Consider the following 15,979-nt stretch of genomic DNA (forward strand, 5'->3'; position numbering starts at 1 on the left):
GGAATCGTGAAAGTTACACTAAATTTTTAGAGCCGACCTTCAGAATTAAACCAGACCTGAAGGTTAGTTTGCTTGAGGATTTTAAGACCTTAAAACGAGGCTTCTTCCCAGACATTTTTGGCAAGAACGAACCTTACACTGCTCCAAATGCTATTGTCACATCGCGTGTATACCACCTCCATCTCCTGTTCACTAAGCAAGAGCGAAATAGCCACCGAAAAAGGTTCAGTTGCACGAGCAATCGGGCTCTCGTTTACACGCAACACGCCAAGTACCCGGACGTATATAGCTTGCTGGCTATATTCCCCGACAATGCCCATAAATTAGCTAATGACAACGACATAATGAACGAGATAGCCAAATACGCGGCAGTCTTCCAGAAATTAACAAACCCGTAGTTACCTGCAGCTCCATGCCTTTCTCATTCGTAGCGTGATTCCATTACGATAATTTTCATATTTTTTAGTCACTTAATCTAGTCTTTGCGCGTATGCATAAATATACAAGGAATAACGGTACAGAAAGCGGCATGCAAAATAACCACAAAATAATGAACATGCCATACACACCGCTATTCACGCCAATGTGACGATCCCAAAAGGGTTTGGTCATTATCTTAAGGGCTAGTTTCTCCGAAGTATAATATGAGAATGGGTACAGGACGGCGCTTAAAACAAGATATGTAACCACAAATGGCATATAAGGAGCATAGGCAGGGAAAATGAGTCCGTCATTCATATCGCGCACTATAAAATAGATCAGATAGCCATAACCACACCATCCCCATAAGCAGTGCCGTAAATAATATTTTAAGGTCATCCTCTATGATTCCTTCATAGCTATACCGTTAAAGCTATCATATCATGAATTGACGACGTACCCCCTTCGAGACCAGGCTGCATCGAGACAGCCATAGACGCAAACATGACTGAACTGGCACCGGACAACGATGGGACATAACGCATAGACAAAGGTGATGTCGCAAACAAACAAGCGGGAAAATGACACTGCCCAGATGACTAATTTTCAAAAAAAAGCCTTTCTATGATTCCATACTTGGTAGGTATGGAATCATTAGACAAAAGAGGGTATTTTAGGTTGATCTCAATAAAAACAATGCCTAATATACTGTATATAAACACAGTATAAAAAGCGTCATACAGTGGCCGGACTATGAAAAACACGTTTGACAGAGCACGCGCAGCGGAAAACACGTCACAGGAAGCTATCACCTATCTGGATCGGGCATCGCAGATGGATGCCAGGTCGGTCTCGATGCAGGGTGCCGATCTGACTTTCGCCGACGCATTTATGTTATTCACTCGCTTATCATTATTGATAACTCGCCGCCGGCCCGAGATAGCTGTCCATTGTGTTTTGATACACGTACTCCCGCACATTGCTCAGGAAAAAGTAAGTAAGCTTAATAGAATGATGGTGAATCAGCTGGTGAACCCGCTTATCCTTGAAGGGAAGATCGTGATGGGTCGCCGTGTTTTTTCCATCATGAAGCAATTCCTGGGCTGGTGTGCCTTCCAGGGGATTATCGAAACGTCGCCCCTGAATGATATTTCGCTGAACAAAGTTGCCGGCGGCGCGAAGACGACTCCGCGGGAACGATGCCTGACGGATGCTGAGGTTTGGGTATTCTGGAATGTCTGGGACTATTTCGACGTATGCCCGGGCACGAAATGGGCAGCAAGGCTTTGCCTCGTTGCTGCCAGACGTCCCGATGAAGTGCTGCGGGCCAGAGTAAGCGAGTTCGACCTTAAACTTAATGTATGGAATCAAGGGTCTCGCAACAAATCGGCCCGGCCGCACACTCTTCCGATGAGCTCACTGATGCGGAAATGCGTGGAAGAATTGATCGATTATGGCGCCGGCAGCCAGTGGCTCGTCCCGTCGAACAAAAAGAAAGCTGATGCACCTATGTCAAAGGTGGCTATAGCCCAGGCGTTGAGACGGATTCTGGAGCGGCCGGAGCTGGTGGAAGTTGAGTCGTTTACCCCACGTGATCTGCGTAGAACGGCGCGCAGCTACTTCCCGGCCCTTAAAATTTCGCAGGAAGTATCACGTAAGATCATGAATCATAGTCTGGAAGGTATCGACCGCGTTTACGACCGATATGACTACATGGATCAGATGCGAGAAGCCCTTGAGAGCTTCTCATCGTACATCTCGTCGATTGTTGAGCAACCGGATTTAGAAGAAATTGACCACAAAATGAAGGGAGATCGCCTATCCACCGAGCTGATCAGAGTAAACTTCTCATAGCTTTTTAATTGCTTCGACAACCTGCTCAACACCATCTGTCTGGCTTGGAAAGCGGTTTCTAAAAGCCTCGAGAACCTGACGTTCTTCGGGGGTTAGTGGCGCAATGCCTTCATCTCGTAAAAATTCTGCGAGTTCTGGCTGGCGAGCTTCAAGCACCATCATCATGAGCCGCACTGGATCTGCATTAAGCGCCTCAGCCAGTGGACGAACTTTATCGACCGGCAGCGGGATTTTTCCCGATTTAATCAGGGATAAGTTGTTCGGATTCTTGTAACCCATCTCACGGGAGATCGCCGACTGACTTTTTGGCGAGACAGTGATTAAAGAATCGATGTAGGCGACGTAACGAGCGGTCTTCTCATCGGCCATTGTCATTGTAGTTACTATCCTCGTGTGATCTTATTGTATGGTAAGTACTTACCGATATTACAGCAACGGCCAATATTGTAAAGTCTTACCGGCGGCTATTTGCAGGCACTTATTGTCCATAAATTACACAAAACAAGGCATAAACGAATGTAACCCGGTACTTCTGTTGATTTTTTTGATTATTTTTGTTTAAGACATTACGATACATTTTTATTAACTTTTATATCAATAGGTAGTACCATCTCCTCCAAATGAAACCTGTTGATTAGGATGCTATTAATGGAAAAATTGTCATCTAATTTACTTGCTCTGAATGTAGGCAATGTTTTCGCGCTGACACACCTGGAGGCTGCTGAAGTACTATCTGAGTTACCCAATCGCCAGGTAAATGTCAGAGCGCGTGATGCGACGGTTTTCCGGTTCTCTCTGGAAAATGGCTCTTACACGCTGATCAATACTGGCGACCTCTCTTTCGCGGTTCGAATCAACTAAAATATATAACCCGCCTATAACTCATTGATCCCCTGCGCGAATTGCTACATTCCCTGTTCGCGCAGTGATATTTTCTTATATCAGAAAACAACTTGTTTACTCGATAAGGAAAGCACATGGCAACCAAACCCAGCAAAACTGTACTCAAAGAGGTACAGGACTTCCGCGATTCCGTAAAACGCGTCGTTGGTCTTCTTTCGGGAAAGAACATACCTGTAGCTGAATGCGGAGATACAGCATACGTTCGCTACAATAAAAAGGGTGAGCCAGTCATGGTTAACATCCCATCCATACCAGATGATGCCAACCCTGCGCTTATGAATGCGATACGTGGATTCCTTGATCACGAAGTTGGCCATCTCCTTTTCACAGACGAAAAAGTCGTCAAAAAAATGCGCAACACTAAGGCATTTGGTCTCTGGAACGCTCTGGAAGACGTCTACATCGAGCGTCGCATGAGTGAAGTGTTCGCCGGCAGCCGGCGGAACCTTCTGTCCACACGTAATCTCATGATTGACAAATATTTTAATCCCCATATTAAAAAGGCAGTTGAGATGTGCCGCGGGGATCAGCGAGAGCTGTTCCTAAAGTTCTTCCTTTGTCCTGTTCTCCGGGCATGGGATGGCCAACCAACCTTTGTAGATTTCATGGAGGAGCACTGGCGCCTCATCGATAAGCCTATTGCCGTTCTGAAAGAGTTCGGCGTCGATGAAGCTGTCCGTCGTATGGATAGCACTGAGGATTGCGTCAAGGTTGCTGCAGCCATGGCTAAGATCCTGCGAGAAATGACGGAGAACCCAGAAGGCCCGTTGCCTGAGCGCGAGTCCTCTGCAACCAAAAAGAGCAAACGCGAGAAAAAGACCAAACCAGAGGAAGACTGTTCAGACGAGCCAGCTGCTGGACACGATACTGAGGCTCATGACGAAGAGGAGCCCGACAGGACACCAGACGACTTTAGCGCTGACGATGATGGTGATAAAAACCCAGACAAATCGATAGGTAAGCACATACCTAATAAAGATGAAGATATAAATGATACAGAAAGTGATACTGGAGATAGAGATTCCGGCTGTGAAAAAGTTGATGACTTGCCTGACGGCGGAGAAACGGCAGTAGATGAGCCTGCTACAACTCTGGGCTCGGATGCAGGGGAAGAAGTGGATGATGAAGGTGATTACAACCCATCCACGGATGATAGCGCTAAGGACAGGCCCGGCAGCTCCTCTGATGATAGCGAAGCTGTCGAGGACGGTGAAGGTGAAGGCAAGGCAGACAAAGACGGTGGCAAGGAGAAGGATGAAGGGGATCGAGACACCTCTGATGAATGCGATGCCGGCTTTGCCCCACACGCTGACGATATGTCTCTTGATGATGCTCTCAAGGCATTAGAAAACGTCGATGAAGAGATAGGTTCTTCCACCGAAGATGCGCTGGCGTCGGCAATCAAGTCGGAGCTGGCCAGCGCATCATTATCTGATTACCGGCCATACAATCGCTCCTACGACTTCCTGGGGCCAATTGACGAGGCGGAAGGGCATATTATGCGCGCCAGAAAAGCTTTCGGCGCAATCCCTATGTATTCGCCCGTAGATCGCTACCGCATTGTTCCAGAGGGTAGAAAACTGTTTGAGATGAAGGTGGAGAAGCATCTGTCTTCCTCGGTGTCATCTACCTTGGCCAAAGACCTGGAGCGCGCGATCGCCAGTCGCAACCGTGTTCAGTTCATCCCTGGCCAGCGTCGTGGACGCGTACATGGGGCGAGTCTTTACCGACTGTCGATGAATGACGATCGGGTATTCCGGAGAAAAGAAGACCACAAGGCCGTGAACGCGTGCGTTCAACAGGTCATCGATTTGTCAGGTTCAATGGGCGGCCGCAAAATCGAGCTCGCGCTGGCATCCGCATACACACTGGCTGACGCCCTAGATCGTATCCACGTGCCGAACGTCATAACCGGCTTCACTACGTATGGCAATCCGGATGTAGCAACTATGTCGAAACGTGGGTTTAGCCGCTTTGAAGCGCTTATGCTGCCGATTATTAAAAACTGGCATGAAAAAGCGAACTCCCCAGAGATACGTGCTCGTATGGGATGTGTGGCGGAGACTTTCCCCCTGCTAAACAACGTGGATGGCGAGAGCATCGCACAGCTGGCTTCTCTGTTTGCAGGGCGTATGGAAGACAAGAAGATCATGATTGTGCAGAGCGACGGCGCCCCATGCGCTGCGGGAGATGGCTTTAGTAACCATCTGCGCTCTGTAACGAATGACATCGAAAGCACAAGTGACATCAATCTGTTGGCCATTGGCATTCTAACGGACGCGCCGCGCCGGTATTACAAAAACTATGCGCTAGTGAATAAGGTCGAAGAGTTGGGTACGTCAGTTGTCAGCGAGTTATCTCGTATCATTTTAGAGTAAACCTTGCGCCCTATAAAATAAGTAACTAGTTACTATAAAGCCTGATACATTTGTATAGAATAGAGCCCAGAAACGACAACAAGTAAGGAAAAACACATGACCGCGACTGCGCTACCACAAGACGCCCACTCTGATGCCGTCACCTGCAAATGGTGCGGAAAATCCTTCCATCACCTCAAATCCCACATTTCGATGGGTCGGTGCGAAGGAATTCCGGAAGAAGCCAAAGGGCTTGGTGTGGATGACGTAGTGAAAATGTACACCACAACATTCCCCGGGGAACCAACGCTGTCTCCAAAGGCCATTGAAGCGTTAAAGAATAAACGCTCTGAGAAGGCTGGCGCAGACGGCAAAATCGCGGATATCAGTTCCCCCCCTGGCTATGCAGGGACAGTCGAATACAAAACAGAGCTTGTCGCCGCGCACGAACTGCTTGGCCTGACTATCAAGGAACTTGGCACGCCCCGAGGCAAACCCCTTCAGGTGACGGTCAACATCAACACGCCATATCCGGAGTTCGTGCCAGAAGTGAAAGCCGGCTATGTATACGGCGACTTCGATCTGATTAAAGACATCTTCATGATGCTGGAGATCGGCATTCCTGGTTATCTGTGGGGTCATGCTGGTACGGGGAAAACCTCCTTGCCAACCCAGCTTTGCGCGCTCCTGAATCGCCCGGTTATCCGCTCACAGCATACGGCATCAACTGAGGAAGCCCATATTACGGGCCAGATTCTGGCGCGAGAAGGCACAACCTACTTTGAACCAGGGCTTCTGTCGCTGGCGATGAAGAACGGTTGGGTCTATCTGGCAGACGAATACGATTTTGCATTCCCGCAGATTCTGGGGATCTACCAGCCAGTTCTGGAAGGCGAACCACTCGTAATCAAAGAAGCGACACCAGACTGGCGTCGCGTGGCGCCGCATAAGCGCTTCGCCTTCATCGGTACAGGCAACACTAATGGTTCAGGTGATGAAACGGGGCTTTATCAAGGAACGAACATCCAGAACGCGGCTAACTTCTCTCGCTTTGGCATCGTATCTCACGTCAAGTACATGAAGCCTGGTGCTGAGGTGAACATGCTGGTTGAAGCGGGAATCATCCGTGAATACGCCGAAAAAATGGTTAAGTTCGCCAATCTTGTACGAGACGGATATGAGCAACACCTGATCAGCCAACCAATCGGCCCGCGTGAGCTGCTTCTGTCCGCAAAAATCGGAATGATGCGAGGTGATTTCGCAGCCGGCATCGAGAAGTCATTCATCAATAAACTCCCCTCCACCTCTGCGCAAGCGGCGCGTGAAGTGGTTCAGAAAATCTTCGGTTAATCGTGCGTAAAGGTTGTTTTGGATCTCTTATCGCAGCTTCTGAAACTGGCGCAGCCTGTTTGTCATGCGCTCACAGGCCTGACTGCCACCAGGCAGCCAAAGGAGTTGCGATTTCGATATACGGGAAGTTCGTCGGCTTCCCCAACGACAAAATTAAGAAAAAACAGAAGGTAAAAACACATGAAAGCACTGATGGTCAGGACTGATTTTTCCCTGGGAGAATCAGCACTGAAAGCAGAGCACGCAGTAAAGGTAGCAAAGGAGGCTGGCTATACCGCGGTTATCTCTGCTGACACGATGAATATCGCCAGCGTTATCCCCCTGCAGCGAGCAGCTGGCGATGAGATGGCGGTGATCTGTGGTGTTAAGCTGAATGTTGTCGACGATCCAACATACGAGTACCGGGCTAAACTGGCTAAAGAGTCTAATGGATGTATGGAATCATTGGAGCGTGGACGTAACTACTGCTTCACCGCACTGATTAAAAACGAGCAAGGTTATCGCGACATTTGCGAACTAATGACTTTAGCCAATACCCGCGAGCAGTTTTACTTCGTACCACGCCTGGCGCTCGAACAGCTGGCGGCTACTTACGCTAAAGGCAATATACTGTTGCTGACTTCGGATATCGGCAGCGTATTCCAGCGCCCGGACTTCGCTAAAATTATTAGCGCGCTGATTACTGCCGGCGGACGCGAGAATTTCTACAGCGTGGTTTATCCGCACCCTACGCCATTTTATGACCAGATCAACGTGCGAGCCATGAAAGTGGCAAGCGCACTGAAAATCGAGCCCGTTGCGTTTTACCCAGCTTATTACGAAGGGGTTGATGACGCTGACATCAAAGACATCGCCTACATGGTGATGAACAATATCAAAGTCGATCAGCCACACCGGCTGCGTATCCCCCACCAGCGCGACAATGCAATAAATGGTCGCCGTCATCTGCTGCAGGCTCTGAAAGAGTTTTCTGTCCGGATGGGCGTATCTGTGTCTGCCGCCATGGCTTCTACAACGCAGGACTCCATCGTTAAGGCGTGCGAATGGCGCTGGCACGAAATGGCACCGGCACTCCCAAAAATGGCAGACGATGAGCCTGCAACGTTGATGAAGCTGGCTGTCGCAGGGCTTCGAAAACGTCTCAGCAACAAAGAATTTGGCTACACGCCACCAGCTTCCGAGCACCGCGTTTACGTCGATCGCCTCAAGTATGAAATGGAGACGCTCACTCGCCTGGGATTCTGCGGTTATTTCCTGATGGTTCGCGATCTGATGAATCATAGTCGCGAGACTGGTATTCCTGTCGGGCCAGGTCGTGGTTCATCCGCCGGCTCTCTGGTGGCATGGTGCATCGGCATTACTAACGTTGACCCAATCCGTCATGGTCTTCTGTTCGAACGTTTCATTAACCCTGAACGTCTCGACTTGCCGGATGCGGATTTGGACTTTAGCCAGGCGCGGCGCCATGAGGTGATCGAGTATCTGAATGCCCGATATGGCGAAGAGTATGTTGCAGGCATTCCGAACTTCACTTATCTGGGCGCCGCTTCCGCGCTGCGCGACACAGCGCGTATTTATGGCGTTGATACGGCTGATATGGCGGTTTCCAAGGAGCTTAAGACCCTGGAGGATGACAGTCTGTCTCTGTCGGAGCTGCTCGAGCAGCTGGCCAGCCTGGACAAATACGCCACCAAACATCCGGACGCATTTAAGGCGGCGAGCAAGTTGCAAAACCTGATGCGTGGCTTCGGCCGTCATGCTGCAGGGATGATTGTCGCTGGCGTACCTCTGACGGAACGTACCCCAGTAGAGCGACGTGGAGACGCGCGTTGCATCGCATTCGATAAACGATACTGCGAGGCCATGGGGCTGATCAAACTGGACGTTCTGGGCCTGGCCACTCTCGATCTGCTGGATAGCGCAAAACGTTACATCAAAGAGAGCACCGGTAAGGACATCAACCTCGATGCCATCCCACTGGATGATCGCAAAGTACTTGATGGATTCGCCGCGGGGTATACGCAAGGTGTGTTCCAGCTTGAGTCCGGCCCCATGAGGAAGCTACTCAAAGATCTGGGTGGTGGTATCGAGCCAATGAGCTTCAAAACCGTTGTGGCCACAACTGCGCTTTTCAGACCAGGTCCAATTCAGTCAGGCATGTTGGACGACTATGTTGCTGTGGCCAAGGGCTTCATGCCACCGCAATCACTTCACCCGGTACTTGACGAGCTGACTGCTGAAACAAACGGCGTCATTCTCTATCAGGAGCAGACGATGAACGCTACGCGACTGCTGGCTGGCTTTACCATGGCCGAAGCTGATGGCGTGCGTAAGGCGATCGGCAAGAAGGATATGGAAAAGATGAAGAGCATGGGCGAGAAATTCATCGTTCAGGCTCAGGCTGGGTGGATCGACGTCGTTATGGAGGATGGCACGGCGCAGCGCATACACCGCGCAGAACATTTTAAATGTGAAGATGGCAAGTTGCGGACAGTAGAAGAGGCGTTGGATGCCGGCGTTCAGCTGCCGATGGCAGTTGTTAGCGTGACAGGGTCACATCCTGGGTTATCTGAAACAAAAGCCAGTGAAATCTGGCAAGCCTTCGAGAAGAACGGTGCGTACCAGTTCAACAAATCTCACTCAGTAGCGTATTCGTTGATCAGCTATCAATCCATGTGGCTGAAAACGCATTTCCCTGCAGAGTTCTTCGCCGCAGCGCTCACCATTCTTGGCGAGGACAAGCACCAGGGACTGGTAAAGGATGCCTTAACCTATGGCATCCGCGTACTGCCACCCGACATTAATATGTCCTCGAATCGCATCGAGATCCGCACGCTCGAAGATGGCAGCCAGGTACTTTACGCCCCGTTCTCTGCGGTTAAAGGATGTTCTGAAAATGGGTGCCAGGCCATTATGCGAGCGCGTGAGAAAGTTGGTGGCAAGTTCGAGTCGCTGGCGCAATTTGAGGAAGCGGTCGAGAAGCGAGCCTGTAACAGCCGAGTACGTGAGTCTCTGCAAAAGGTTGGGGCATTCGCCTCTATTGAACCTGGCAGTATGCCGGCGACCGATCCGGAACGTCTGCGCGATCAGGCAGAGCTGATGGGCAATCTAGTGATCGATGCGGTGAAAGCTTCACGCCCATTTGAAATGAACCCAAAACGCTCTGCAGAGGTCAATGTGCTGATGACTCGCATGGCCGCAGAAATGGGTCTGGGCGATGAGTTGATACGACCAAGCATCGGCATTAAGCCGAAAATTATGGTCATACTCGACAATGCCAATGGCAATGATGCACGTACCGGCTACTTCATGGAGAACGGCTACGATGACTTCAAAGCCAAGTTGCTGGTTTCTGGTGACCTGCGTATGGGTGATTTGTATGTCACTGGCGTGTGTAAAAAGGTAAAGGATAAGGAAAAAGACTACACCAAAGATGAGATCGGCCAGTTTATCGATTTTATGCGGGAAGAGATAAACCTGGTTCGTCCAACCTACGTGCTGACGTGCGGCAGCCGGGCGACATCGCTTTTCAATAACAAGAGCAAGCCATCCGATCTTGTTGGGCGCAAAGAATATCTGCCAGACCTGGACGTTACAGTGTTCTATGGATTTAACCCGAACATTTTGTACTTCCGTCCAGAGGAAGGAGAAAAGCTGGAAGCCATTCTGGCAGAGGTAGCGGAGACTATTAACAAATGAATAAAGGAAAACACATGAGCGCAGCGGATAAAATTGCTCAAGAGCTCACAGCAATACCACAGGAGTTTCAGGAGAAGGCGATTGAAGCCACTCTTCGCTCCCAGTTCTGGGAAATCATTGACTGCCCTGTCACGCTCGATCTGGCATTGGCGTTTGCAAAGCAGGATGGCGCCGATCCTATTTGTCGATTACGGAAATGCGCGCGTGCGCTGGCATTAAAAACACAAGATCCAAAGGCGTGCCAATATCTGCTGGAGATTTATGAATCTGACAAACCAGAAGAAGAGCTGGCTTCATTTAAAGCGTTCCGTGCCCGTCTTGTCCTGAAGGTGGCCAAGGAGTTCATGGAGGTGAGCAAGATAGGCGACGTCAGAAGATACCGGCTTAAGAGGCAGACCAGAGTCACTCTATCAAACATATTCGGTAAAAAAGTAGCATAAAGAATGCCCCGCCCTATGGCGGGGCATTCTTTGGAATCAGTGTAAAATTTACTCCGTTCTAACAGAATTGAGACATAAAGCCACATATTTTCAAGGGATGATCTTGTTTATTCTCGTGAATTTGGGAACATATTTGTAGCACCAACAATGGTACTTAACTGGACTACACACTCTCATAACGGAGCCTTTGGGTTAGGGATATGTTAAAAAAAACGCTAATAACGGGGATGAGTTTCATAATGGTTGGCTGTGCTGGCATGAAGATACCGAATTATGATGAGGTCAAAACAAGCCCGCACTACACTGAATGTCGTGAGTTCGCTGCCGATGTTTACAAGAATAATGGATACAGTAAAGAGGCCAACACGGTGATTTTGAACATGGACGACCGCAAGGCCCAAGCGATTGTTTCAGGATGCGTCGTGACAATGAGCAAGAACAGCATCGAAGAAGCAAAGGCAGACTTAAACAAAAAGGCTGCAGCTTATGGAATGATCAGCGGTGCTTGTTATAACACATCATGTCGAGTCGACACTGAACAGCAGTTAAAGGCTTATACCCTTGGGAGCTATTACGCTTCATCTAAGAAATTTCCTGAGCAGATGAAACCTGAATTTTGAGGAAAAATAATGCCCCGCACGATTAAAGGCATAGCCATCGTCGCTACCTCACTAATACTTTCCGGATGCGCCTTCCCAGACAAGGATGGCGACTTTGGTGCATATGTACACAGCTGTCAACAATACGCCTATGGTAAAGCCTATGCTTTTGAACATAGAGATTTAGCTTATAAGATTTGCAAAGATGCGGCGAAACTCTGGGGCGACGAAGTCCCTGCCTATGTTATTCGGCAAATCAAGCTTCACCCCGAAATCCCAGAAGATGAGATTAAATACGCGGCAATGGCCGGGTCATTGGGAAATAACTAAATTCACAAAATATAACCCGCCAAACGGCGGGTTTTTTGTTTGCATACTCCATTTATAAGCCCCTCCGCACCCTCCACACCCTCCACACCCTCCACACCCTCACGACACATGTTCTACCAGCTGATTTCTTCATGGTAATATTAATACAATTTAGTAAGTGAACACTTAACAAAATGAGCACCGAAATTTACGAAAAAATCATGACCGATCTGGAGTTCGATCGCGACAATCTGGAAGAGGTCTGGCGGCAGCAACCGAGGCTGTTGATGGAGTACGGCGCAAGACTAGCGCGCGCAGAACGAGAGGTTGCAGATGCTAAACTCTCCCTCGATGCCATAGAGGCAAAAATCTACGACATTGAACGTAAGAACTTGAGTATGAACGGAATAAAGTTCAATGAATCGGTACTGGAAGCTAAGGTTCGCACAAGCCCACAATACCTTGCGAAGCGCCAAAAACTGGATGACGCACGTCTGATCGCTGACATCTATAAGCACGCTGTCACCGCCTTCTCTCACCGTAGAGACATGATCGTGCAAGCCTCGAAGATGGCCATCGTAGAGATTGAACGACTGGGCGCCGAACGTTTCACAACCACCCGATAATTTTTGATAGATAGTAAGTAAGTACTGATCTATTATTATGTACGCTTTTAAGAGCCACGAACAAGCGAATGCCCCAAGCGCAAAGCGCCCATGGCCATAATCACAACAAGGAGAAATACATGTCTAAGTCATTACTTGATCTGCTTAACAAGACCCGCGGCGATATTGCTTCCAAACGAGGCAATAACGTCGACCTAACCCGTCTGAAAGACGGTAATAACTATCTGCGCATCTTCCCCAACAAGGACGATCAGAACGGTGTGTTCTTCCAGACTTTCGGTATGCACTACGTTAAGCATCAGAATGAGGAGGGCAAAGAAGTTACCACTGCCTATATCTGCGAACAGCACACCCACAATCGTGCGTGTCAGCTGTGTGAGATGGTGATGGAAGGTCGCGCTCGCTACAAAGGCAACAAGGCAATGGAAGAGCGTATCGGCCAAATGCGCGCTACTCCACGCTACCTGGTCAATGGCGTACTTTCAGCTCGTGAAGACTTTGGCGACGCAGAAAAATGCCAGCTGATTGAGCTCCCGTCCACTGTGTTCGACGATATCTGCAAAGTGATGTCTGAGGATATCGCAGATGATATCGGCAACCCGTTAAGCAAAGAAGAAGGCTATGCGTTCCTGATCAAACGCACCGGCTCCGGTCGCGATACCAAGTACGACGTATCCCCAAAACGTAAAGTCTACAAGGGCGATATCCCAGAAAAACTGTGGTCGACCCAGCATGACCTGATCGCTTACGCCAATCAGGCTGATGAAACTCGTCTGCTGTCCACCGTTCGCACCATGGGGCGTCTCATTGGTATTGCTGCACCTGCCGCCGCCACCGCTGCCATTTTCTCACCAGCTGCAGCCAGCGCAGCTACGCTGCCTGGTTTTGGCACCATCACTGGCCATACGGAAGGTGCAGCTGCTGTAGCCACGACCTCTACCCCGGAACCAGCAAAAACATCTCTGGTAGACGAAGAGATCTTACGTGCCGCAGAGGCAGAGTTCGTACCAGAGCCGGAAGAAGTTAAAGCATCAGCTGCTGCCGCCACTACAACTGCGGCCGCGACCAGCACCTCTAATGACGATGAAGGTCTTGACGATCTGCTGGCGGAATTAGAATCGCTTTAATCCCAGGCCATGACTGTTAAGGCGTCTACGGACGCCTTACTTTTTGGAAGGAGTTTTCCGGTGAATTATCTCTTAGTGGATGGTAACAGCCTGGGCTATTACCACCAGCAATCTGACAAATTACATAACGGCGAAATGGAAGTTCAGGCGGTGTTTGGCTTCGTCAAAAACGTTCGTCGCTATGCGTCCATTCTTCACGCACGCCCCATGATCCTGTGGGACGGCTTTAGCGACAAGCGTCGCGACTATTACCCGGATTACAAAGCAAATCGCGATGAAGATCCGGAAATGAAGAAGATGAAAGAAGGCTTTGCAGTCCAGAAGCCTTACATCCTGAAAATGATGGCAGCCCTTGGCGTCAACCAGCTGATCGCCAAAGACGCCGAGGCCGATGACCTGGCGGGGATGCTGGTTGGTCGTCTTGCGCCACAACCAACGGTCGATCATATCTACCTGCTCACCGGCGACGGCGACTGGCTGCAGCTGGTTCGAGAAAAAGTCAGCTGGGTGAGCCTTCGTGAAGACGCCAAACACAAGCAGGTGAACTTTGAGCAGTTCCCAGAGCTGATCGGCCTGCCTACTCCTCGTGCTTTCCTCGAAGCCAAAGCTCTGCAGGGGGATACCTCCGACAACATCAAAGGTGTAGGCGGAATTGGTGACGGTGGCGCCAAGGAGCTGCTGCACGAATGGGGAAGCGTCGCCGCTATGGTGCGCGGCATTAACGACGGCTCGATCGTCATCAATAAAGGCCGATACAAAACGGCATTCAACAAACTGGCCAAAAATGTCTTCAACGAGAAGACCGGCTGCCGGATGCTGGAAGCCTTCAAACGCAACATGACGCTGATGAACCTCATCGATACCAAGTTCCCACCCAGCGAAATCGAAAAGATAAAAGGCGCACGTGATTTGAAAGCCTTCGAACTGCTCTGCCATGAGCTGAACTTCCGGTCATTCCTGGAAGATCTGGACGTGTTCGTTTTGCCTTTTGAGAGGTACTGCTGATGTTGAAATCACTCATCAACGGCAATACGACCACGCCTACGATGCTGGCTAAGGAGATTGTCTTCTTCCATGGAGAACATGCCGTTGTTGCTCTGCCGCGCATTCTCGGCGCGGCCGGCATGAGCGTGACAGAACGAGAGTACGGGCTCGCAATAAAGTTTGATGAAGCCGCCGCTTCCAAACGCATCAACGAGACAAAAGGAGCCTAAGAATGGCAAAAGGAAAATCAGCACTGGCAATGGCATTAAAAAAGAAAATCGGCAGCAATGACGAGATCCAAAAGGTTTCACACTGGATTGATTCCGGCTTCCCTCCGCTGAATAAAGCCATCTCCGGGCGCTATGACGGCGGTTTCCCAAGCGGACGTATCGTTGAGATCTTTGGGCCGCCAAGTGCTGGTAAAACCTTCCTGGCGACGGCCGCCATGGTCTCCGCTCAGAAACAGGAGGGTCTGGCTGTATTCCTCGACCACGAAAACAGCTTTGATGTTGGTCTGGCGGTGGCAAACGGCCTGAATGCGGATGAGGATGACGGCCAGTGGGTCTATAAGCAGCCGGACACGTTCGAAGAATCGGTTGAGCTGATAGGCACCATCCTGAAACTGGTGCGAGACGAAGAGCTGATCCCCGCAGACGCCCCTATTTGCATCGTAGCCGACTCCCTTGCGTCAATGGTGCCAAACTCCAAAGCCGAGAAGTTCGACAAAATGGCGGAAGGTACAGCGAAGGATAAAGATCAGCTAAACATGAACGATAATACGGCCCTGGCTCGCGCCACGAGCGCCAACTTTCCAACGCTCGCGCTATGGGCGCGCAAGTACAATGCCTGCATTATTTTCCTTAACCAGGTTCGTACAAAAATCGGCGTGATGTTTGGCGATCCGACCACCTCCCCTGGTGGTGATTCTCCGAAGTTCTACGCCTCAGTACGTATTCGTCTTGGCGCTTCTGTCATGAAGGATGGCAAAGATAAGATCGGGCAGGACGTGGGCGCCGAGTGCATCAAAAACAAAGTGGCACCGCCATTCGGCAAATGCTCATGGAAATTCTACTTCGACCCGACCCGCGGTCTGGACGTTATCGAGTCACTGGTTGAGCATATGCTCGAAGAAGGATACCTGCCAAAGAATGCCAGCGGCCGCGTAGAGATTGGCGACAAGAAGTATACCAAATCGCAGATCGTCGACATGTATAGAGAAAAACCTCTTTCGGAAATTATTGCTGCTCTGCAAGCTATTGAAGACAGACGTACTAAGGAATCTAAGATATTGGTTGAGGGTGATTAAGTTAA

General features: G+C 49.8%; 16 protein-coding genes. 14 read left to right on the forward strand and 2 right to left on the reverse strand.

The window, feature by feature from the left end; translation table 11 throughout:
- A partial coding sequence (locus CWM54_RS24315; RefSeq protein WP_100698757.1) for a type II toxin-antitoxin system YafO family toxin occupies positions 1-398 on the forward strand: 398 nt, incomplete at its 5' end.
- A gap of 64 nt (positions 399-462) precedes the next feature.
- Here the strand turns inward: CWM54_RS24315 and CWM54_RS29550 are convergent.
- A complete protein-coding gene (locus tag CWM54_RS29550; protein ID WP_100698759.1) occupies positions 463-819 on the reverse strand; it encodes a colicin E1 family microcin immunity protein in 357 nt (118 codons plus the stop codon).
- A 354-nt stretch (positions 820-1,173) separates the two neighbouring features.
- Between CWM54_RS29550 and CWM54_RS24325 the strand changes: the two genes are divergently transcribed.
- A complete protein-coding gene (locus tag CWM54_RS24325; RefSeq protein WP_046882040.1) occupies positions 1,174-2,274 on the forward strand; it encodes a tyrosine-type recombinase/integrase in 1,101 nt (366 codons plus the stop codon).
- On the opposite strand, the gene CWM54_RS24330 is transcribed toward CWM54_RS24325, so the two are convergent.
- The gene (locus CWM54_RS24330) at positions 2,269-2,649 is read right to left on the reverse strand and encodes a transcriptional regulator (protein WP_046882039.1); all 381 of its coding nucleotides are present in this window, start codon (positions 2,647-2,649) and stop codon (positions 2,269-2,271) included. The genes CWM54_RS24325 and CWM54_RS24330 overlap by 6 nt on opposite strands.
- Before the next feature lie 273 nt (positions 2,650-2,922).
- Between CWM54_RS24330 and CWM54_RS24335 the strand changes: the two genes are divergently transcribed.
- The 12 genes from CWM54_RS24335 to CWM54_RS24395 all read left to right on the forward strand — a co-directional run bounded on the left by CWM54_RS24335 (position 2,923) and on the right by CWM54_RS24395 (position 15,974).
- Positions 2,923-3,135: a hypothetical protein gene (locus CWM54_RS24335; protein ID WP_046882092.1), complete on the forward strand. Its 213-nt coding sequence runs from the start codon at positions 2,923-2,925 to the stop codon at positions 3,133-3,135.
- 116 nt (positions 3,136-3,251) lie between these two features.
- Entirely contained in the window at positions 3,252-5,555 is a 2,304-nt protein-coding gene (locus CWM54_RS24340; RefSeq protein ID WP_100698761.1) for a cobaltochelatase CobT-related protein, read from the forward strand.
- Between the two features lie 96 nt (positions 5,556-5,651).
- Entirely contained in the window at positions 5,652-6,884 is a 1,233-nt protein-coding gene (locus CWM54_RS24345) for an AAA family ATPase (RefSeq protein ID WP_100698763.1), read from the forward strand.
- 180 nt (positions 6,885-7,064) lie between these two features.
- On the forward strand, positions 7,065-10,583 hold the full coding sequence (gene dnaE, locus CWM54_RS24355) for a DNA polymerase III subunit alpha (protein WP_100698765.1): 3,519 nt from the start codon (positions 7,065-7,067) through the stop codon (positions 10,581-10,583).
- A gap of 14 nt (positions 10,584-10,597) precedes the next feature.
- Positions 10,598-11,023: a hypothetical protein gene (locus tag CWM54_RS24360; RefSeq protein ID WP_072196430.1), complete on the forward strand. Its 426-nt coding sequence runs from the start codon at positions 10,598-10,600 to the stop codon at positions 11,021-11,023.
- A 200-nt stretch (positions 11,024-11,223) separates the two neighbouring features.
- A complete protein-coding gene (locus tag CWM54_RS24365; protein WP_100698767.1) occupies positions 11,224-11,643 on the forward strand; it encodes a hypothetical protein in 420 nt (139 codons plus the stop codon).
- A gap of 9 nt (positions 11,644-11,652) precedes the next feature.
- Positions 11,653-11,952, forward strand: coding sequence for a lipoprotein (locus tag CWM54_RS24370; RefSeq protein ID WP_014342082.1), 300 nt, complete (start codon positions 11,653-11,655; stop codon positions 11,950-11,952).
- Positions 11,953-12,125: 173 nt separating this feature from the next.
- Complete coding sequence (locus tag CWM54_RS24375) at positions 12,126-12,557, forward strand: hypothetical protein (protein WP_048331567.1); 432 nt, start codon at positions 12,126-12,128, stop codon at positions 12,555-12,557.
- Positions 12,558-12,676: 119 nt separating this feature from the next.
- A complete protein-coding gene (locus CWM54_RS24380) occupies positions 12,677-13,684 on the forward strand; it encodes a regulator (RefSeq protein WP_100698769.1) in 1,008 nt (335 codons plus the stop codon).
- A 60-nt stretch (positions 13,685-13,744) separates the two neighbouring features.
- Entirely contained in the window at positions 13,745-14,689 is a 945-nt protein-coding gene (locus CWM54_RS24385; RefSeq protein WP_100698771.1) for a 5'-3' exonuclease H3TH domain-containing protein, read from the forward strand.
- A complete protein-coding gene (locus CWM54_RS24390; protein ID WP_100698773.1) occupies positions 14,689-14,898 on the forward strand; it encodes a hypothetical protein in 210 nt (69 codons plus the stop codon). Before CWM54_RS24385 ends, CWM54_RS24390 begins: the two co-directional genes overlap by 1 nt.
- Before the next feature lie 2 nt (positions 14,899-14,900).
- Positions 14,901-15,974 carry a recombinase RecA gene (locus CWM54_RS24395; RefSeq protein WP_047065815.1) on the forward strand — a complete coding sequence of 358 codons (1,074 nt, stop codon included), beginning with the start codon at positions 14,901-14,903 and terminating at the stop codon, positions 15,972-15,974.
- Positions 15,975-15,979: the final 5 nt, after the last annotated feature.

It is taken from the genome of Klebsiella sp. D-Nf1 (assembly GCF_002810515.1).
In the GTDB taxonomy this organism is placed as follows: domain Bacteria; phylum Pseudomonadota; class Gammaproteobacteria; order Enterobacterales; family Enterobacteriaceae; genus Klebsiella; species Klebsiella variicola.